The organism is Spirillospora sp. NPDC000708 (genome assembly GCF_040299565.1).
Taxonomy (GTDB): Bacteria; Actinomycetota; Actinomycetes; order Streptosporangiales; family Streptosporangiaceae; genus Spirillospora.
Genome location: NZ_JBEPCJ010000087.1, coordinates 14,847 through 33,895, shown reverse-complemented (window position 1 = coordinate 33,895; position 19,049 = coordinate 14,847). Strand labels below are relative to the sequence as shown.

At 73.3% G+C, this 19,049-nt stretch carries 21 protein-coding genes; 10 read left to right on the top strand and 11 right to left on the bottom strand.

Annotated features, from left to right (window positions below; genetic code table 11):
• Nucleotides 1-25 precede the first annotated feature (25 nt).
• Nucleotides 26-2,038 carry a bifunctional phosphatase PAP2/O-acyltransferase family protein gene (locus ABT299_RS41150; RefSeq protein WP_500254068.1) on the bottom strand — a complete coding sequence of 671 codons (2,013 nt, stop codon included), beginning with the start codon at nt 2,036-2,038 and terminating at the stop codon, nt 26-28.
• A gap of 229 nt (nt 2,039-2,267) precedes the next feature.
• On the opposite strand from ABT299_RS41150, the gene ABT299_RS41145 reads away from it, so the two are divergent.
• A complete protein-coding gene (locus ABT299_RS41145; RefSeq protein ID WP_190857521.1) occupies nt 2,268-3,008 on the top strand; it encodes a PadR family transcriptional regulator in 741 nt (246 codons plus the stop codon).
• Between the two features lie 4 nt (nt 3,009-3,012).
• Nucleotides 3,013-3,534 (top strand): DUF1707 SHOCT-like domain-containing protein, encoded by a 522-nt coding sequence (locus ABT299_RS41140; protein WP_387028739.1) that lies wholly within the window; start codon nt 3,013-3,015, stop codon nt 3,532-3,534.
• Nucleotides 3,535-3,663: 129 nt separating this feature from the next.
• Here the strand turns inward: ABT299_RS41140 and ABT299_RS41135 are convergent, their stop codons facing one another.
• Nucleotides 3,664-4,602: a LysR family transcriptional regulator gene (locus tag ABT299_RS41135; protein ID WP_206700002.1), complete on the bottom strand. Its 939-nt coding sequence runs from the start codon at nt 4,600-4,602 to the stop codon at nt 3,664-3,666.
• 73 nt (nt 4,603-4,675) lie between these two features.
• Between ABT299_RS41135 and ABT299_RS41130 the strand changes: the two genes are divergently transcribed.
• Complete coding sequence (locus tag ABT299_RS41130; RefSeq protein WP_190857596.1) at nt 4,676-4,855, top strand: hypothetical protein; 180 nt, start codon at nt 4,676-4,678, stop codon at nt 4,853-4,855.
• On the opposite strand, the gene ABT299_RS41125 is transcribed toward ABT299_RS41130, so the two are convergent.
• From ABT299_RS41125 to edd, 4 genes are all read right to left on the bottom strand, one after another.
• The gene (locus ABT299_RS41125) at nt 4,831-5,226 is read right to left on the bottom strand and encodes a PPOX class F420-dependent oxidoreductase (protein WP_500254067.1); all 396 of its coding nucleotides are present in this window, start codon (nt 5,224-5,226) and stop codon (nt 4,831-4,833) included. The two genes, ABT299_RS41130 and ABT299_RS41125, sit on opposite strands and share 25 nt — an antisense overlap.
• A gap of 62 nt (nt 5,227-5,288) precedes the next feature.
• Nucleotides 5,289-5,915: a bifunctional 4-hydroxy-2-oxoglutarate aldolase/2-dehydro-3-deoxy-phosphogluconate aldolase gene (gene eda, locus ABT299_RS41120; RefSeq protein WP_190857528.1), complete on the bottom strand. Its 627-nt coding sequence runs from the start codon at nt 5,913-5,915 to the stop codon at nt 5,289-5,291.
• Nucleotides 5,912-6,910 carry a glucokinase gene (gene glk, locus ABT299_RS41115; RefSeq protein WP_500254066.1) on the bottom strand — a complete coding sequence of 333 codons (999 nt, stop codon included), beginning with the start codon at nt 6,908-6,910 and terminating at the stop codon, nt 5,912-5,914. Before glk ends, eda begins: the two co-directional genes overlap by 4 nt.
• Complete coding sequence (gene edd, locus ABT299_RS41110) at nt 6,907-8,724, bottom strand: phosphogluconate dehydratase (RefSeq protein ID WP_190857533.1); 1,818 nt, start codon at nt 8,722-8,724, stop codon at nt 6,907-6,909. The genes glk and edd overlap by 4 nt, the downstream gene beginning before the upstream one ends.
• 148 nt (nt 8,725-8,872) lie before the next feature.
• On the opposite strand from edd, the gene ABT299_RS41105 reads away from it, so the two are divergent.
• Nucleotides 8,873-9,991 carry an ROK family protein gene (locus tag ABT299_RS41105; protein WP_500254065.1) on the top strand — a complete coding sequence of 373 codons (1,119 nt, stop codon included), beginning with the start codon at nt 8,873-8,875 and terminating at the stop codon, nt 9,989-9,991.
• Between the two features lie 25 nt (nt 9,992-10,016).
• On the opposite strand, the gene ABT299_RS41100 is transcribed toward ABT299_RS41105, so the two are convergent.
• A complete protein-coding gene (locus ABT299_RS41100; protein WP_500254064.1) occupies nt 10,017-11,669 on the bottom strand; it encodes an ABC-F family ATP-binding cassette domain-containing protein in 1,653 nt (550 codons plus the stop codon).
• Nucleotides 11,670-11,796: 127 nt separating this feature from the next.
• On the opposite strand from ABT299_RS41100, the gene ABT299_RS41095 reads away from it, so the two are divergent.
• Nucleotides 11,797-12,504 carry a GNAT family N-acetyltransferase gene (locus ABT299_RS41095; RefSeq protein ID WP_387028730.1) on the top strand — a complete coding sequence of 236 codons (708 nt, stop codon included), beginning with the start codon at nt 11,797-11,799 and terminating at the stop codon, nt 12,502-12,504.
• Nucleotides 12,505-12,519: 15 nt separating this feature from the next.
• On the opposite strand, the gene ABT299_RS41090 is transcribed toward ABT299_RS41095, so the two are convergent.
• Complete coding sequence (locus tag ABT299_RS41090; protein WP_500254063.1) at nt 12,520-13,131, bottom strand: maltokinase N-terminal cap-like domain-containing protein; 612 nt, start codon at nt 13,129-13,131, stop codon at nt 12,520-12,522.
• A gap of 219 nt (nt 13,132-13,350) precedes the next feature.
• Between ABT299_RS41090 and ABT299_RS41085 the strand changes: the two genes are divergently transcribed.
• Complete coding sequence (locus ABT299_RS41085) at nt 13,351-14,829, top strand: metallophosphoesterase family protein (RefSeq protein ID WP_500254062.1); 1,479 nt, start codon at nt 13,351-13,353, stop codon at nt 14,827-14,829.
• A 12-nt stretch (nt 14,830-14,841) separates the two neighbouring features.
• Here the strand turns inward: ABT299_RS41085 and ABT299_RS41080 are convergent, their stop codons facing one another.
• Nucleotides 14,842-15,048, bottom strand: coding sequence for a DUF397 domain-containing protein (locus ABT299_RS41080; RefSeq protein ID WP_387028722.1), 207 nt, complete (start codon nt 15,046-15,048; stop codon nt 14,842-14,844).
• Nucleotides 15,045-15,857 carry a helix-turn-helix domain-containing protein gene (locus ABT299_RS41075; protein WP_500254061.1) on the bottom strand — a complete coding sequence of 271 codons (813 nt, stop codon included), beginning with the start codon at nt 15,855-15,857 and terminating at the stop codon, nt 15,045-15,047. Before ABT299_RS41075 ends, ABT299_RS41080 begins: the two co-directional genes overlap by 4 nt.
• Nucleotides 15,858-15,953: 96 nt before the next feature.
• Between ABT299_RS41075 and ABT299_RS41070 the strand changes: the two genes are divergently transcribed.
• The 4 genes from ABT299_RS41070 (at nt 15,954) to ABT299_RS41055 (ending at nt 18,253) form a co-directional block, all read left to right on the top strand.
• Entirely contained in the window at nt 15,954-16,373 is a 420-nt protein-coding gene (locus ABT299_RS41070; protein ID WP_500254060.1) for an ATP-binding protein, read from the top strand.
• A gap of 284 nt (nt 16,374-16,657) precedes the next feature.
• Nucleotides 16,658-16,927, top strand: coding sequence for a hypothetical protein (locus ABT299_RS41065; RefSeq protein ID WP_433151031.1), 270 nt, complete (start codon nt 16,658-16,660; stop codon nt 16,925-16,927).
• Complete coding sequence (locus tag ABT299_RS41060; RefSeq protein ID WP_500254059.1) at nt 16,920-17,525, top strand: DUF6879 family protein; 606 nt, start codon at nt 16,920-16,922, stop codon at nt 17,523-17,525. The genes ABT299_RS41065 and ABT299_RS41060 overlap by 8 nt, the downstream gene beginning before the upstream one ends.
• Nucleotides 17,526-17,539: 14 nt before the next feature.
• Entirely contained in the window at nt 17,540-18,253 is a 714-nt protein-coding gene (locus ABT299_RS41055) for a DUF6082 family protein (RefSeq protein ID WP_500254058.1), read from the top strand.
• Between the two features lie 108 nt (nt 18,254-18,361).
• Here the strand turns inward: ABT299_RS41055 and ABT299_RS41050 are convergent, their stop codons facing one another.
• Nucleotides 18,362-19,048: a class F sortase gene (locus tag ABT299_RS41050; protein ID WP_500254057.1), complete on the bottom strand. Its 687-nt coding sequence runs from the start codon at nt 19,046-19,048 to the stop codon at nt 18,362-18,364.
• Nucleotide 19,049: the final 1 nt, after the last annotated feature.

Sequence of the window (19,049 nt, the reverse complement as noted above, 5' to 3'; positions counted from 1 at the left end):
GCCGCGTGTGGTCGGCGGGGGGCGCTCACTCGTCCCGCAGCTCGCGGATGACGTCGCGGACGGCGGCGGCCAGCGCGCCGGCGTCGTCCACCAGCCCGGTGTCCGCGCAGAAGCCGAAGCACAGCTCGCGGTCGACGCCCAGGGCGGCGACCGCGAGCGGCGCGCCGGGCGCGAGCGGGACGACCGGGTACACGCCGGTCACCGGGACGCCGGTCAGCAGCATCCGCTCGCCGCTGGCCGGCAGGCTCGACACGATCCCCTGCAGGAACCGGCCGCCGTAGACGGCCCGCGCGAACCGCGCGTGCAGCGGCACCGGCATGAGCCGCCCCGCCCGCCGCATCACGAACCACGCGGCGAGCGCGCGGGTCCCGGACCGCAGCACGCGGCTGCGCCGGGCGATCTCCGCGAGCCGCTCGCGCTCCGGCATCGCGCCGATCGGCAGGTCCACCATGACGGCGGTGGTGTGGTTGCCCTCCATGCCCTGGCCGGGCGACCGCATCATCAGCGGCACCGCGACGCGGCACTCCCCCGCCGGCCTTCCCGGCGGGAACCGGACGGTCCGCTGCAGGGCGCCCGCGACCGCGCACATCACGACGTCCGAGACGCGGGTGCCGTGCCGCCGCGCGATCTCGCGGGGCTCGTCGAGCGGGATCCGCAGGGTGCCGAAGCGGCGCCCGGCCGTCCCGGCGGACGGCAGCCGCGCGGGCGGCGCGGCGCCGACCCCGCTGTCCACGGCGAGCTGCGCGAGGCCGAGGGCGCCGGCGAGCGCCTCGCGGACGCGGCGGCGCGGCGGCGCCGCCGGTTCGCGTCCGGTGGCCGGGCCGGGCGCGGCGGGCTCCATCAGCGAGACGGCCTGCGCGACGACGCCGACGCCGTCCGCGACGACGTGGTGCATCAGGAACACGAGCGTGGTGCGGCCGGGCGCGGCCCCGTTGACCAGGATCATCCGCCACAGCGGCCGGTCGCGGGGCAGCGGCTCGGCCTGGATCTCGGCGATCATCGCGCGGAGGCCGTCCATGCCGTCGACGTCGCGCTCGGCGACGTGCCACGACCAGTCGATGGCGGGGTGGTCGCGCCAGACCGGCCGCCGCCACCGCCCGCCGCCCGCGAGCCGCTGCCGGAACCGCGGGAGCCGGTCGAGCCGGTCGCCGATCAGCCGGACCAGGTCGAGCCGGCCGAGGGCGCGGCGGGAGGTGTCGAGCATGATGACGCCGCCCGCGTGCTGCGGCGCGGCGGCGCTCTCCACCGCGAGGAAGAACGCGTCCTGCGCCGGGACGCGCTCCTCCGCCGCGGGGCGGGCCGCCAGCCGGTCGGCGGTGACCACCGACAGCGCCACCAGCGGCACCGCCGCGACCGCGTCCAGCACGTAGTGGTTGGCCGTCGCGACGATGACGTAGGCGGTGACCGCGATGTGCGCGCCGTTCAGCGCGCGCGCCGGGCGCGGTGCCCTCGCCCGCGCGAGCTCCACACCGGCCCATAACGCCCATGCCATGTGCAGGGAAGGGACGGCCGCGAACCGGTCCGCGTGCTCGATCACCGGCGAGCCCCACGACCCCCAGGTCCGGCCGAGCCGGACGGTGTCGACGAAGCCGAGGCCGCCCAGGAACCGCGGCGGCATCACCGGGAACAGCGCGAAGCAGGCGATGGCGCCGACGTTCAGCGTCACGAACGCGTTGCGCGCCGTCCGGTACCGCCCGGGGTGCCGCACGTACAGCCAGACCAGCACCGCGAGCGTGGCCGCGATGTAGGTGGTCGCGTACTCGTAGTCGGCCAGGACGCGCAGGACGGGCCGTCCGGCGAGCCAGCCGTTGAGGGCCCGCTCGACGTCGAGGTGCAGGGTCCGCTCCAGGGCGAGCACGCTCTGCCCGCGCAGGCGGGACGCGTGCTCCCTGGCCTGCTCCGGCAGCATCGCCACCAGGGAGTACAGCCCGAACAGCGCCAGCCCGAGCAGGATCTCGCCGCTCGCCCGCCCCCGCGTCGCGGCGCCGTCCCGGGCGAGGACCGCGTCCCGCGCGGTCACCGCATCCTGAGTCCCCATCGTCCCCCCGCCCGGCTGTTACCCAGCATTTCCGCCGGTCAGACGGCCATGACCGGAATAGATGATCATGTCCGGGATGTCGGCGCGATCCGGCCGGGAGGCGGGCGCGATCCGGCCGGGAGACCGGCGCGGCGAATCCGGGAACCATCTGGCACAGCGAGCCGTCTTCGATATATCGTTGTCGTATCGCGAAGGATCAAAGAGAGATCTCAGAAGGAAGGTGCAGAACATGGGAGCGGCACACGCGCACGGCGGACCCGACTGGCGCTGGGCGTTCGCTGCGGCGGCGCTCGGAGCGAAGGCCGCGCACGCGGCGTCCCGGCACGGCCCGCACGCGCACGGCCCCGGGCCCCGGGGCGAGTTCCCCGGCTTCGGCCCGATGTTCGGCGGCGGGCCCGGCCCCTGGGGGCCGCCCGGCGGGTTCGGGCCCGGCCGGGCGCCGTGGGCGCGCGGGCGCGGCCCCTGGGGGCGGGGGCCCAAGGCGCGCAAGGGCAACGTCCGCGCGGCGATCCTCGTCCTGCTGGCCGAGGAGCCCCGCAACGGCTACCAGATCATCCAGGAGATCAACGAGCGCAGCGGCGGCGCCTGGAAGCCCAGCCCCGGCGCGGTCTACCCGGCGCTGCAGCAGCTCGCCGACGAGGGGCTCATCGCGGGCGAGGAGGGCGGCGGCCGCCGCACCTTCCACCTGACCGACGAGGGCCGCGCGTACGTCGAGGAGAACGCCGAGCGGCTCGCCGAGCCGTGGGCGGAGATGACGCCCGAGTTCGGCGAGGGCGTCCCCGAGCTGTTCAAGCAGGCCGCGCAGACGGGGGCCGCGGTCATGCAGATCGTCCATTCCGGCTCGCCGGACCAGGTCGCGCAGGCCCGGGACGTCCTGTCGGAGGCGCGCCGGAACCTGTACCGGATCCTGGCCGACGACGACCCCGCCGGCGACGACGCGGGCCCGACGGCCGCCGACGACGAGGAGTAGACCGGTGACGCGCCCGGACGACATCCGCATCGGCGACGCCGAGCGGGACGCCGTGATGGTCGCCCTGCACGACCACTTCGCGGCGGGGCGGCTCGACCGCGGTGAACTCGACGAGCGGCTGGACGCCGTGCTGGCCGCCAAGACGCACGGCGACCTGCGCGCGCTCGTCCGCGACCTGCCCGCGCCGAACGGCCTGCCCGAACCGGAACGGCCCGCGGCGGCCTTCGGCGCGGTCCCGTGGGACCTCGGCCCCGCGCTCGCGTTCGGCGGCCCGGGGCGGCCCCTGAACCGCCACCACCGGCACATGGCGCACGCCCACCGGCATATGGCGCACTACCGGCACGGCCCGCGCTTCCCGGCGTTCCCGCTGATGATCGCCGTGTTCTTCGCGGTCGCGTTCACGGTGGGCGTCGGCACGGCGGCGCTGGCCGTGCTGCACGTCGCGCTGGTGATCTGGCTGGTGCGCGCGGTGATGCTGCTGGTCGGCGCCCGCCGGTCGCGCCGCCGCCTCAACCCCGGCGCCTGAGCCGGGGACGGACCGCCCGCTCCGGCGGGCGGGCAGGCCGGCCTGGGTGCGGTCCCCGCAGCCGGGCCGGCGCCATTCCGGCGCTAGGCGGCGGGGCGTTCCGGCGCTAGGCGGCGGGGCGTTCCGGCGCTAGGCGGCGGGGCGTTCCGGCGGGAGCGCGCAGCGGGACGGGACGGCCTCGCGGAGCGCCCCGAGCGCGCGGGCGATCAGCGGGTTCGCGCGGCTGCCCCGCCGGACGCAGGTCAGCACCTGCCGCATCGGGACGGCGTCGCCGGACAGCGGGACGCGCACGACCGGCTGGTCGGCGGGCCCGTCCGCCAGCCGCGGGACCAGCGACACCCCGAGCCCGTTGCCGACCAGCGCCCAGATCACCGACCAGGTGGTGGCGTTGTGCGCGATCCGGGGCGTGAAGCCGGCGGCCGCGCAGTAGGCCATGACCTGCTGGTGGTGGGCGCAGCCCTCGGGCTGCACGCTGATCCACGCCTCGGCCGCCGCGTCCTCCAGCCGGACGCCGCGGCGGCCCGCGAGCGGGTGCCCGGCCGGGACGATCAGGTCGAGCGCCTCCGCCATCAGCGGTTCGCGGTCGAAGCGCGGATCGCCGGGCGGCGGCGCGTCCGCGGTGGGCTCGATGACCGCGACGTCGGTCTCGCCCGCCGCGAGCAGGCCCATGGCCACGTCGGTGTCGCACTCGCGGATCTCGATCGTCAGCGCCGGGTCGGCGCGCAGCAGCGCGCCGGCCGCCGGCGCGACCAGGCCGCCGACCGCCGTGGTGAACCCGCACATGCGCAGCGGCCCGGCGGCGCCCGCGCGGTGCGACTCCAGGTCGGCGAGCGCCTCCTCCCAGCGGGCGAGCATGGCGTCGGCGTGCTCGATGAGCAGGTGCGCGGCCGGGGTGAGCCGCACGCGGCGGCCCTGCGGTTCCAGCAGCGGGACCTTGAGCTCGCGCGCCAGTTCGCGCAGGTGGTGGGAGACGGCGGACGGGGTGAGGTGCAGCGCGTCCGCCGCCGCGGTGACCGTCCCGTACTGGTGGACGAGCCGGAGCATGTGCAGCCGCCGCAGGTCGATCATGCAATCATTTTGCACATATGATCGCGGAAATGTGAAATGGACGGCAACGTTCGAGTCTGTGCAGACTGCCCTCATGACACAGCGAGGCAGGATCCTTTCCCGGCATCTCACCAGTGACGGCGTCGTCGTGTGGAGCCGCTGCTCCTGCGGGCGGCTGCGGATGGACCTCGTCCCGGCGGCGGGCGGGGCCCGGCTGGGCGCCGGGCCGTGCCCGCACCGGGACGGTGGTCAGGCATCGAGCGTCAGCTCGTAGTGCAGCGTCTTGTAGTGCTTCATCCGATGGACGAGCGGGACGGCGAAGCCCTGCTGGAAGCGGTGCTTGCGCGCCAGCATCCGGCGGATGGGCTTCGCCTCCTCCTCGCTGAGCAGCCGGACGCGGCCGTGCACAGCGGGGCCGGTGACCTTGCCGCGGTAGGTGCTCGGCGCCACCTCGACCTCGGGGTTGCGGGCCATCCGCTTGGCCTTGTACGCCTTGTCGTAGGTGCGGAAGTAGGCGTGGTCGCCGCGGACGACGATGTTCACCGGCGTCCCGACCGGCGTGCCGTCCTTGCGGTAGGTGGTCAGCAGGACGGTGCGCTGGCGCGCCAGCCCGTCGAGCGTCTCGCGGATGTTCGTGGTGTCCATTGCGGGCCTCCCTTGTTCTCGCTCCTGCCCAGGAGACGTGAGGGAGACCCGCGGACGTGACATCAGGCCGGGCGGAGCTCCGCGGCCTCGGCGGCGAGACCGCGGATCCGGTCCCAGTCCCCCGCGCGGACGGCGTCGGACGGGGTCAGCCAGGTGCCGCCGACGCAGCCGACGTTCGGCAGCGCGAGGTACTCGGCGGCGTTGCCGGGCCGGATCCCGCCCGTCGGGCAGAACGTGATCTGCGGCAGCGGCCCGCCGAGCGCCTTCAGGTAGGGGACGCCGCCCGCCGGCTCGGCGGGGAAGAACTTCATCGCGGTGACGCCCTCCTCCAGCAGCGCCATCGCCTCGGACGCGCTGGACACGCCCGGCAGGAACGGCAGGCCGGTGTCCGCCATCGCGGCGCGCAGCCGGGGCGTGCAGCCGGGGCTGACGAGGAACCGCGCCCCCGCCTTCAGTGACCGCTCGGCGTCCCGCGCGGTGACGACCGTGCCCGCGCCGACGACGGCGTCCGGCACCTCGGCGGCGATCCGCTCGATCGACTCGGCGGCGGCGGGCGTGCGCAGCGTCACCTCGATCGCGGGGAGGCCGCCCTCGACCAGGGCGCGGGCCAGCGGGACCGCGTGGTCGGCGTCGTCCAGGACGACGACCGGGACGACGGGCGCCAGCCCGAACAGCTCTTCGGTGTTCACACGTGCTCCAGGGTCTCCATGGCGGCCGGGGTCTGCGCCAGCCGGACGGCGGCGCCGACGAGGGCCGGGCCGGGGTGGACGATCAGCAAGGTCGGGATGGGGCGCAGGTAGTCCTCGACGGGCGGCTTCGCCTCGAAGCGGGCGCGGAAGTCGCTGCGGCGCAGCTCGTCGGCGATGCGCGGCAGGATGCCGCCGCCGAGGTGGACGCCGCCGCGGGCGCCGAGGGTCAGCGCGACGTTCCCGGCGAGCGAGCCGAGGAGCGCGCAGAACATCGCGACGGCCTCCGCGCACAGGGGGTCGCCGTCGTGCGCGCAGATCCGCGCCGGGTCCAGCGGCTCGACCTTCACACCGTCGAGTATCGCCAGGTAGCGGTGGATGCGCGCCAGGCCCGTCCCGGACAGCAGGGACTCGGCGCGGGCCGTGCCGTGCTCGGCGCGCAGCAGCCGCGCGACCGCCAGCTCCCGGTCGGTGGCGGCGGGGACGTCCACCTGGCCGCCCTCGCCGGGCAGCGGCACCCACCCGGCGGGCGTCGGGACGAGACCGGCGACGCCGAGCCCGGTCCCCGGGCCGAGCACCGCGAGCGGCGCGGGCCCGGCGGCGCCGTCGGCGGCGGGGCCGATCGGGACCAGGTCGTCCGGCCCCAGGCGGGGCAGCGCGAGGGCGAGCGCCTCGAAGTCGTTGAGGATCTCCAGGTGCGGGACGCCGAGGTGCTCGCGCACCCCCTCCGCGGTGCCCTTCGGCCAGCCCGCGTTGGTCAGGTGGTAGGTCCCGCCGGTGACGGGGCCCGCCACCGCCAGGCACGCGGCCGCCGGGCGGACGTCCGGGGCGTACCGGTCGAGATAGGCGGCCGCGGCCTCGGCCAGCCCCGCGTGGTCGCGGGTCGGCAGCGACTCCACCCGCTCCGGGGCGCCGTCCGGGCCGTCGACGAGGGCGAAGCGGGCGTTCGTCCCGCCGACGTCGGCGACCAGCCACACCGTCTCCGCTCCATTACTCACGCGAACACCCCCGCGCCCAGCTCGGCCGCGCCGACGGACCGGCGGAACACGTCGAACAGCTCCCGGCCGGTACCCGTCCACTCCTCGGCGGACGGCGCCGCGCCGCCGGGGATGCGGGCGTCGAACTCCTCGTCCGGGACGAGGACCTCCAGCAGCCCCTTGTCGGCGTCCAGCCGGACGACGTCGCCGTCGCGGACGCGGGCGAGCGGGCCGCCTGCCGCCGCCTCCGGCGACACGTGGATCGCGGCGGGCACCGCCCCCGAGGCGCCCGACATGCGTCCGTCCGTGACCAGCGCGACCCGGAACCCGCGGTCCTGGAGCACCGACAGCGGCGGGGTGAGGCGGTGCAGCTCCGGCATGCCGTTGGCGCGCGGGCCCTGGTGCCGGACGACCGCGACGACGTCCCGGTCCAGCTCGCCGGCGGCGAACGCCTCCTGCAGCGCCTCCTGCGACTCGAACACCCGGGCGGGCGCCTCGACCGTGCGGTGCTCCGGCCGCACCGCCGACACCTTGATCACGGCGCGGCCCAGGTTCCCGGACACGGTGTGCAGGCCGCCGTGGGTGTCGAACGGCTCGTCGGCGGGGCGCAGGACGTCCGGGTCGCCGGACTCGGCGGGCGCGTCCCGCCACACCACCTTGCCGCCTTCCAGGTGCGGCGTCCTGCGGTACGCGGCGAGGGTGGCGCCGCCGACCGTCCGCGCGTCCTCGTGCAGCAGCCCGGCGTCGATCAGCTCGCCGATGAGGAACGCCGTGCCGCCGGCCGCGTGGAAGTGGTTCACGTCGGCGGTCCCGTTCGGGTAGAGCCGGGTGAGCAGCGGCGTCACCTTCGACAGCTCGTCGAAGTCGTCCCAGGTCAGCTCGATGCCCGCGGCGGCGGCCATGGCGACCAGGTGCAGCGTGTGGTTGGTGGAGCCGCCGGTCGCGAGCAGCGCGACGATCGCGTTGGCGAACGCCCGCTCGTCCAGCAGCTCGCCGATCGGGGTGTACTCGTCCGCGAGGTCGGTCAGCTTCAGCACCCGGCGCCCGGCCGCCTCGGTCAGCCCGTCGCGCAGCGGGGTCCCCGGCGGGACGAAGCTGGCGCCCGGCAGGTGCAGGCCCATGACCTCCATGAGCAGCTGGTTGGAGTTGGCCGTCCCGTAGAAGGTGCAGGTGCCGGGCGAGTGGTAGGACGCGGCCTCCGCGGCGAGCAGCTCGTCCCGCCCGATCTCCCCCGCCGCGTACCGCTTGCGGACCTTCGCCTTCTGCGCGTTCGGCAGCCCGGACGCCATCGGCCCGGCCGGCACCAGGATCACCGGCAGGTGCCCGAACGACAGCGCCCCGATCACCAGGCCCGGGACGATCTTGTCGCAGACCCCGAGCAGCAGCGCGCCGTCGAACATGTCGTGCGACAGCGCCACCGCCGTCGCCATCGCCACCACGTCCCGGCTGAACAGCGACAGCTCCATGCCCGCCCGGCCCTGCGTGATGCCGTCGCACATCGCCGGCACGCCGCCCGCGAACTGCGCGGTGCCGCCCGCCTGGCGGATCGCGGCCTTCAGGATGTCGGGGTAGTCCTTCAACGGCTGGTGCGCGGAGAGCATGTCGTTGTACGCCGACACGATCGCGATGTTCGGCGTGACGTTCCCGCGCAGCCACAGCTTGTCCTGGACGCCGCAGGCCGCGAACCCGTGCGCGAGGTTGGCGCACCCCATGCCGGTGCGCGCCGGGCCCTGCGTGCGGGCGGCGGCGATGCGGTCGAGGTAGGCGGTGCGCCGGGCGGCGCTCCGCTCGGCGATCCGCTGTGTGACACGTTCCAGGGCAGGGTGCAAGGCCATCGCGAGCTCCAGACCAGGGGGATCGGTAGATCGCCAAACTATCGAGACATAGGTCACGCATACAAGCCGACTTATGAACTTCAACTAACAAAAGTCCGTCAGTTCGGCTAACTGGACGTACGGAAGACGGCCGTGCTTGACTGACCGGATGCCGCGCCCCGTGTCCCGCCCGTGCACGACCGGCGACGTCCTGCGCCTCATCCGCGAGGACGGCGTCGCCACCCGCGCCGACCTGGGCCGCGTCACCGGCCTCTCCCGGCCCGCCGTCGCGTCCCGCGTCGCCGAGCTGATCGCCCGCGGCCTCGTCGTCGAGCGCGCCGACGGCCCGTCCACCGGCGGGCGGCCCCCGGCCCGCCTCGCGTTCAACGCCGCCGGCGGCGCCGTGCTCGTCGCCAACCTCGGCCAGTCCCGCGGCCAGCTCGCCGTCTGCGACCTCGCGGGCCGCGTCCTCGCCCGGTCCGACGCGCCGCCCGCCGACGTCACCGCGGGCAAGACGCTGCCGCGCCTCCTCGACCAGTGGAGCGAGCTGCTCGCCGATTCCGGCATCGACCCGGCGTCGATCCGGGGCGTGGGCCTCGGCGTCCCCGACGCCGTCGAGCACGTCGCCGGACGCTGGGACCGCGTCGAGGTCAGCCCGCCCGTCCTGGAGCGCTTCGGGGTCCCCGCCCACCTCGACAACGAGGTCAACACCGCCGCGCTCGGCGAGCACCAGGCCCACCCCGGCGTCCGGGACCTGCTGTTCGTCAAGGTGTCCACCGGCATCGGCGCGGGCGTCATCGCGGGCGGCGCCATCCAGCGCGGCGCGCTCGGCGCGGCCGGCGAGATCGGCCACGTCCCCGTCCCGGCCGCCGGCGACGCGCCGTGCCGCTGCGGCAACACCGGATGCGTCGAGGCCGTCGCGGGCGGCACCGCCCTGCTGGCCCGCTCGTCCGCCGCCGACCTGCCCGCCCTCGCCGCCATGGCCCGCGCCGGCGACCCCGCCACCGTCGCGCTGCTGCGCGAGGCGGGCCGCCGCATCGGCGAGGTCGTCGCCACCGCCGTGAACCTGCTCAACCCCGCCGTCGTCGTCCTCGGCGGCGACCTCGTCGGCGCCGACGAGCCCCTCATCGCGGGCCTGCGCGAGGTCGTCTACCAGCGCTCGACCGTCCTCGCGACGCGCAGCCTGCGGATCGAGCCGAGCCGCCTCGGCGAGAGCGCCGGCCTCACCGGCTGCGCCGCCATGGTCCTCGACAACATCCTCGCGCCCGGGGCCGTCGACGCCCTGTGACCCGCGCCCTCACCGGCCGGCGCCGTCAGCGCCCCGTGGGGGCGAGGTCGTCGGCGACGCGGCCGTCCGCGACGGTGAGCCGGCGGGTGGTGCGGACGGCCTGGAGCATCCGGCGGTCGTGCGTGACCAGCAGCAGCGTGCCCGGGTAGGACTCCAGCGCGGATTCGAGCTGCTCGATCGCCGGCAGGTCCAGGTGGTTGGTCGGCTCGTCCAGCACCAGCAGGTTGACGCCCTTGCCCTGGAGCAGGGCCAGCGCGGCCCGGGTCCGCTCGCCGGGCGACAGCGTGCCCGCCGGGCGCAGGACGTGGCCGGCGCGCAGCCCGAACTTGGCCAGCAGGGTCCGGGCGGGCTCCGGCTCCAGCCCGGACGCGGCGGCGAACGCGTCCAGCAGCGGCTCGTCCCCGAGGAACAGGCCGCGCGCCTGGTCGACCTCGCCGACGACCACGCCGGGGCCGAGCGCCGCGTCGCCCTCGTCCGGGACGATCCGGCCGAGCAGCGCGCCCAGCAGCGTGCTCTTGCCCGCGCCGTTCGCCCCGGTGATCGCGACCCGGTCGGCCCAGCCGATCTCCAGGTCCACCGGGCCCAGCGTGAACGCGCCGCGCCGCACGACCGCGCCGCGCAGCGTCGCCACCACCGCCCCGGATCGGGGCGCGGCGGCGATCTCCATCCGCAGCTCCCACTCCTTGCGGGGCTCGTCGACGACGTCGAGGCGCTCGATGGCCCGCTCGGTCTGCCGCGCCTTCGCCGCCTGCTTCTCGCTCGCCTCCGACCGGAACTTGCGCCCGATCTTGTCGTTGTCGGTGGCCTTGCGGCGCGCGTTGCGGACGCCCTTGTCCATCCAGGACCGCTGCATCCGGCCGCGCTCCTGCAGCGCGGAGAGCTTCCCGGCGTACTCGTCGTACTCCGCCCGCGCGTGCCGCCGGGCGACCTCGCGTTCGGCCAGGTAGGCGTCGTATCCGCCGCCGTACAGGTTGATCTGCCGCTGGGCGAGGTCCAGTTCCAGGACGGACGTCACCGTCCGGGCGAGGAACTCGCGGTCATGGCTGACGACCACGGTCCCGGCGCGCAGGCCGGTGACGAAGCGCTCCAGCCGGTCCAGGCCGTCCAGGTCGAGGTCGTTGGTCGGCTCGTCCAGCAGGAACACGTCGTACCGGCTGAGCAGCAGCGACGCCAGCCCCGCGCGGGCGGCCTGCCCGCCCGACAGCGCCGTCATCGCCTGGTCGAGCCCCACCCCGAGGCCGAGGTCCGCCGCGACCTCCCCGGCCCGGTCCTCCAGGTCGGCGCCGCCGAGGGCGAGCCAGCGCTCCAGGGCCGCCGCGTAGGCGTCGTCGGCGCCCGCGCGGCCCTCCACGAGGCCCTCGGTCGCCGCGTCGAGGTCGGCCTGCGCCCGCGCCACCCCGGTCCGGCGCGCGAGGAACCCGGCGACGGTCTCGTCCGGCCGCCGCTCCGGCTCCTGCGGCAGGTACCCGACGGACGCCGACGCCGGGCTGAGCCGGACGGTGCCCGCCTCGGGCGTCCCGAGCCCGGCAAGCAGCCGCAGCAGCGTCGACTTCCCCGCCCCGTTGCCGCCGACCAGCCCGACGACGTCGCCGGGCGCGACGACGAGATCGAGTCCGCCGAACAGGGCCCGGTCCCCGTGCCCGGCCGCGAGATCCTTGACGACGAGAGTGGCGCTCATAGACCCCCAACGCTATCCGCCCCGGGCACCCGGCCGGCCGGGCCCCGGCGGCCCGTCGCAGGACGTGACGGCCCGGAATCGTTGATCGCCAGGAGTCATCCGGTCCGTCCCGGTCGTTGGGGTGGACATGAACCCGGTTTACCTGCAGACCGAAAGAGCATGGCCCCCCGATGGCACGGCCGCCTCCCCCGCGCCGGCGGAGATCCGGTCGTTCACGGAGAGTGACCGCCCCGAGCTGCTCGCCCTGTTCGCCCGCGCCCGCGAGGACTCCCCGTCCGCGTCCCTGTGGGGCCATGAGGAGTCCGAGGCGGACATCTACCTCACCCCCTACATGGACCTGGAGCCGGAGTCCCTCTTCGTCGCCGAGTCCGGGGGACGGCTCGTCGGCTGCCTCACCGGGTGCCGCGACTCGTCCCGCCTCCCCAGCGAGGAGGCGCGCATGCTGGAGGCCATCCGGACGCACCGCCTCATGCTGCGCCCCCGCCTCGCGGCCTTCTTCGCGCGCAGCACCGGGGACCTGCTGTGGGGCGCGGCTCACCGCCGCCCCAGGGCCGCGGCCTTCGAGGACCCCCGGTGGCCCGCGCACCTGCACATCAACCTCGTCCCCGAGGCGCGCGGCACCGGAGCCGCCGAGAACCTCATGACCGCCTGGTTCGACCGCCTCAGGTCCACCGGCTCTCCCGGCTGCCACCTGCAGACCCTGTGCGAGAACACCCGCGCGCTCTCGTTCTTCCGGCGCATGGGCTTCACCGAGCACGGCCCGGCCCGCCCCGTCCCCGGCCTCAGGTACCGCGGGCGGCGCCTCCACCAGCGGACGATGATCTGGACGCCCTGACGCCCTGACGCGGGCTCAGCCCACGATCAGCAGCGGGCCGCGCACCGTCCCGCCGTCCTCCGACGTCCACTCCCCCGCGACGTACCCGGCCGCGCCCGCCGCATCGGCGTCCGGCCGCAGCACCCGGAGCACCCGCACGGCGGGCCTCCCCGGGAACCGGAGCTCGGTCCCGTCCGGCCCGTTCACGACGGCCGCCGGCCCGCCGGGGAACGGCTCTCCGCTGTAGCGGCTCTCGACCGTCTCGTTCGGCATATCGGACACGCTCTGGTCCTGCGGCACCGCGCGGCCCTCGATCAGCGCGAGCAACTGCGCCTGCAACACCGGGTCGTGGACCCCGTCGTAGATCCACCGCCGCCCCAGCACACCGTGCTCGGACGTCCCGATGAGGGCGTCCTCGGCGCCGTCGAGCGGCGCCCCCCGGTAGGACATCGGCACGAGGTGGGCGTGCCCGCCCTCCGCGACGACCATGAACTCGATGCCGACCTCGCCGGCGGGGTCGTCGAGCCGGAACCCGCCGGCCTTCCGCAGCTCGCCCCCGCTCCCCGCGTACCACGGCTGCTCCGGCAGCCAGCCCGCGAGAAGCTCCAGCTTCCCGGGCGTCATCGTGGTGTCGTAAACGACCGCCATGCCTCTCCCGCCGTCTCGCCCAGCGCCGATCGAGGCCACGCTACAGCGGCCCTGCTTCGGTACGGCCAGGGGAACCGCTGATCATCACTTGAACAACCCCGGAACCGCGCCCGGCATGCACCGGACCGGGCAGGGCAGATCATCAGCGGCTTTGTCGGATGATCAACCGCGAGTCCCTGCCATGGACCGCTCAATCATGAACCGGGGGAGACCTGAGCGATGTCACGCCTCGCACTCGTGGCCCTGGCGGTCGCCGGCGTCCTGACCGCCGCGATCACCGGGCCGCTGCGCCCCTCGTCACAGCCCGTCCGGGCGGCGTCCTCGCCGCCGCCTCCGGCGGGCGCCAAGAACGGCGAGGCGTGGGCGTGGACGCAGCTGGTCAACGGCGCTTCGCACACGACCGAGATCCGGTTCGCCACCACCGAGCAGCCCTCCGGCCAGTGCCCCACCGCGCAGTACAAGCAGGGCGGCCAGATCCGCACCGCGCCGATGCGGAAGGTGAGCGACCCCTACACCCCGGGCGGGCTCCAGCAGTTCCCCACCACGCTCTGCACGCTGCAGGTCCCCGACGGGGCGACCGGCGCGCTGATCGAGCCGAGTACCACCAGCGCGGCGACCGTCCACCCCGGCAACCTCCAGCTCCCCCTGCCGGACTGGCCCGTCAGCGGCCGCCCCCGCCGGGTCGCCGTGATCGGCGACGCCGGCTGCGAGGTCGTCTCCCCGGTGTCCGGGGCCGCCGCGAACCAGGACTGCCTGAAAGCCTGGCCCCTGCACACCCTCGCGACGCACGCCGCCGCCCAGTCCCGGCCGGACCTCGTCGTCCATGTCGGCGACTACGTCTACCGCGAGCAGCCGCAGGCCGCGAACGACGCGTCCCCGGGCTGCGACACCAAGGGGCAGGCGGCCGACTGGGGCTGCCTCGTCAAGGACTTCCTGCGCCCCGCCGAACCCCTCCTCGGGGAGGCGCCGTTCGTCTTCGCGCGGGGCAACCACGAGGTCTGCACGCCGGGGAAGGTGGGGCGGGGCGCCGAATGGTTCCGTTACCTCGCCACCACCCCGCAGAAGGACAACGAGTGCTACACGCTGCCCCAGACCCAGGTCGAACCGCAGCAGATCAACGCGGGAACGCTGCACTTCGTCCTGTTCGACTCGTCCGCGGCCGACGATGGGACCCAGCCAGACAAGACCCAGGCGGCCCTCTACGCGAAATGGTTCGACGAGGTGAACACCCTGGCCGCCAACCACCCGGCGCACGACTACTTCCTGATCACCCACAAACCCCTGTGGACGGTCAAGCAGGCCTCGTCCACCGCCGTGACGTGGACGAACCCGACGCTCGCGAGCGGCCTCACCCATTCTGTGAAGAAGGCGCTGGCGCCCAACGTCCGCCTGGTGCTCTCCGGCCACCTGCACCTGTACCAGATGCTCGACTTCGCCAAGAGCGCGCGTCCCCCGCAGCTGACCGTGGGCTCTTCGGGGACCACGCTCGACACCGCGCCGGACGACACCAAGGTGATGGGCAAGACCGTCGACGGCCAGACCGTCCAGAACTCGATCTCACACGACGTGCACGGCTACGCGCTACTGACCGACAAGAAGGACCACTGGCACCTGGCCTTCCACGACAGCTCCGGAACGGCCTGGCCCCCGGACTGCACGCTGAGCAACGGCACCACCGAGGGCTTCACCTGCAAGTGACCGCCCGCCGCCTCAGCGGCCGCCCCGCTCGTCGAGGTTCAGCTCTCCGAGCTTGATGCGCGCCACCAACCCGCCGAAGTCCCGAGCACTGACCCGGAGCCGAGGCCCCTCCGGATCCTTGGAATCCCGCACGCCGATACGTCCGCCCAGGTCGGCCACCTCGACGCACACATCGTCATTACCGCTGCCCGTGTAGGAACTCTTCCGCCACTCGATCATTCGTACGCCCTCATCGTCTCTTCGATCAGAACCTGCGAGTCGTCCCGAGACAGGGCAAGCGCCCCGATTTGGTCGAACTTTATCCCGAGGCTCGCCGTCTCAGCACCGGCCTCGATCAAGCGCCCGCCGAGCTGCGCGCCGGCGTAGGCGATCTCTCTCCCAGCGATCTTCAAGAGCTGGAACGGGCCGTCATGCCCCGGGTGGGGCCCGGCGGCCCTGGGGACGACACGAACACTCAGCCGCGGATCGTCTCCTATGTCGAGGAGGCGGCGCATCTGGTCGCGCATGACCTCCTTGCCACCGACCGGACATTCGAGAACCTCTTGATCGATGACGATCCATACGTATGGCGGTTCCGGCGCGGAAAGGACGGACTGCCGCTTCATGCGCGCCTTGCTCTCCACCTCCGCCTCACGGATCCTGCCCGCCATCCACAGGATCGCCTGCGCATAAGCCTCGGTCTGAACGAGCACCGGCAGGTTCTTCCCGTTGAAGATCTTGAACACCTCGGCACTCTCCTCGTATTGGACATACTGCTTGAACCAATCCGGGTTATGCCCTGTTTGTGCATACCAGAGCAGCCGCGCGAAATGCCCGCCCGTGTCCCATGCCTCATCGAGGCGCTTCATGTGATCTTCCTTCGGCTTGAGCCGCCCAGCCTCCCAGTTGGATACAGTCCCGCGAGCAGCGTTGACGATCAATCCGACCTGAGCCAGAGACAGTCCGCGCTTCGTGCGCTGAAACCACAGGTCAAAGGCCAGCCAGGCCCACATGGACGCCTTCGGATCGATCGTTTCCCGGACGCGCATGACACCCTCACATGTATCCGCTTTATCTCGATACAGTGCACGCTAACTCGGCGACGCCGATCCTGTGACGACATTCCCAAAAACAGGACGGCGGCAATGAACGATCAAGTCCCGACGGTTCAAATTCCCAAATCGGGCGAAATCCGGATGACCCTACTTGCAGTGGGCTCTTCGGTCGCTCTCGCTCGCGAACTCGTCCGATACGCCCTCACCAACTGGGGCTACGGCAGATCCTTGATCGACGACTCGATCCTCGTCATGAGCGAGATCACGACGAACGCCGTCAATGCGGCGCCCGGCCACCACATCCGAATCCGCATCACCGCGCACGAGGGCGCGCCCCTCCTTGAGTGCTGGGATCCGGCACCCGGGCTTCCGCTCCCCCGCGTCGCCGGCGCGGACGCCGTGAGCGGACGCGGCCTGGCGATCGTCGCCGCCTACGCCGAGGACACCGGCGTCCGCCCGTCCGCCACCGGCAAAGGCAAGATCATCTGGGCCCTCATGCCGCCGGCTTGAGCGCGAGCGCCACGGCTGTCCGAAAGAGGACTCGGCGGGACGCACCATCCGCCGGACCACACCACAGGCCACCACCGGCGACGACCACACACCTGACCTCGCGCATGTGACCGACCAGCACCGATGGCCATTCCGACCGGCGCTCGTCCGTGGATTGCGACCGCCCATTTCCGGCCAATACTCTCAACCCGGAACTAGTCGGATGATTAAGGCAACACTTGCCCGGATCGGCGCACGGATGAGAACATTCCAACTAGCACCGGCTACTGGAAGTGAGTGGCATCATGTCCAGGCCATGGGAAGCCGATCACGGCGCCGAGTTCCAGCGGAGACTCGGCAAAACGGCTGCTGAGGTGGGCGACAGCCGCACCACACAGGACTGTCCCGAGATCTGGGAACTGGACAACGGCGATATCGCCGTTATCGGCCGTGATGCCACGAGTGCGTACAGCGACCGGCTTCCGCCGGGTGTGAGCATCGGCTCCGACGAACGCCTCGTGATCATCTCAGGCCGACTGCTGTCCGCCGCGAAACCGGACATCAAAGATGCTTGACAAGATCGCGGCCCTTGACGCGGACGTGCTCGACCATGCCGCCTACCACCGGGACTTCGCACGCCAGACCGAAGACCTGACCGGCGTGGTCTGGAAGCTGGAGCGTTCCCAGTTCTTCCGCGAGTTGAACGATCCGAGCTGGCAGGCGTTCGCCGCCGGGGACTGGGAGCATTCCCTGCGCCTTCTGGAGAAGGATCGGGAGGCCATCCGCGCCGAAGCACGCCACAACCGGCGTCAGGGGTTGAGCATCCGGCGCGTTCGCGTGGTCGAATACCCGGTGCGTCCGTACCTGCAATGGGAGCTGTACGCCCTCCGGATGCTCGCCGAAGAAGGCTTCGAGGTGAGCGTGCTCCAGGCCGGTGAACTCTCGTCCCTCGAGACCCGGGGCCAACTTCCCGAGGTCGTCGTCATCGGCAGGCGGGTCCTCTACGAAGTCCGATACCTGCCGGATTGGACGCCCTGCGGAGCTCGGCGCATCACCAAGCCCCACATTATTCGCACAGCGGCCGCCGAGATAGCCGACCTGCACGACAAGGGCGAACCGCTGCTCGATTTCTTCGAGCGAGAGGTCGCGCCACTCCCCGCTCCGGCGGTGTGAACTATCGTTCGTAGATGCCTTCCGTTCGCATGGGCCGGAGCAGGCTGAGCACACTCCTCATCAGCCTCGGCACGCTCCTCGTCATCGCTGTCATCGGTGCGTCGCCCTGGGCCCTGCGAGCCTTCTCCGGGCCCACCTCCCGCTGGGAGCGATGGAGTTTCATCGGCCAGACCTATGGCGCGGCGTCCGCACTCCTGTCCGTCCTCGCCCTCATCGGCATCGTCGCCACCCTCATCTTCCAGGCGCACGACACGAAGATCGCTCGTGAGGAGGCTCGGCGGATCGCGATCGCCGAACTGCTCAAGATGGCGATGGACGACCCGGCGCTGGACGAGGCGTGGGGTCCGGTTCCCGAAGGCGAGGACCGCAAGGCACGCCGGCAGCTCATGTACATCAACATGATCGTCTCCGAGTGGCAGATGTCCTACGAGACCAAGGCCCTTCCCGAGGTCCGTCTGCGTGCCATCTCCCGCGAGATGTTCAGCGGCCGTCCCGGACGCGCCTACTGGGAGGAGGCCCGCCAGGTGCGCCTGAGCACGTCCGGCAGCAAGCGGGCCCGCCGCTTCCACGAGATCCTCGACGAGGAGTACCGCCGGGCCCCCGCTCCGCCGCCCGAGTCTCCGCCCGCACGCCGCCGCCGTTGGGCGCTCCTCGCCGCCACGGCCGCCGGCACCCTCGCCGTGGCCCCCGTCCTCCGCCGCGCCCTGACCCGGCGCGGCTCCGGCTGACATACCCGTCCGCCATGCCGTGGACGGTGTGCGCTTCCAGGAGCGGGCATGCGGCGGCCCCGGGCCGCGGAGTGGTCGCGCGGCGCCGGGGCCGTTGCTGTCGCCCGGTCAGCCTTCGGTGTGGGCTCGCTGGGCGGTGTTCGGCGTCCCGGGGATCAGGGACGCGTAGACGATGATGTTGTCGTCATAGTGGCCGCGGGCGTGGTCGAACCTGCCGCCGCACGTGATGAGGCGCAGTTCCGGCCCGCCACCGCGCCCGTAGACGCCGTCGGTCGGGAACTTGTCCTTGTCGACGCGCTGGACGCGGTCGATGCGGAAGGCCGGGACGGTCCTGTCCTCGCGGACCACCTCGATCCGCTGCCCCGGACGGAGCGCGCCGAGCTTGTAGAAGACGCCCGGCTTGGTCTTGGAGTCGACATGGCCGACGAGGACGCTGCGGCCGTTCTCGCCCGGCGTCGGCCCGTCCTGGTACCAGCCGACCTGGTCGACCCGGCTGAGCGGCGGCACCTCCAGCTCCCCGTTCGGCTTGGTGGCGACCCGAATGACCGGGGCGTTCACCTTGATGACCGGGATCCTGACCCGTTCGGGCAGCGACGGCGAGAGCGCCTGCTCCGGGTTCGGCGCCGTGTCGTCGGGCGCCTTCTCCACCAGGTTCGACGAAGGCGGCTGCGGCGGTGCGTCGGGGCCGGTCAGCCGGAACCCGACGACGCACATGGCGGTCCCTGTCGCGATGAGGACGGCGGCCAGCCAATACCACGGGTGCATTGGCCGGCCGCTGCGCCTTGCTTTGCTCATC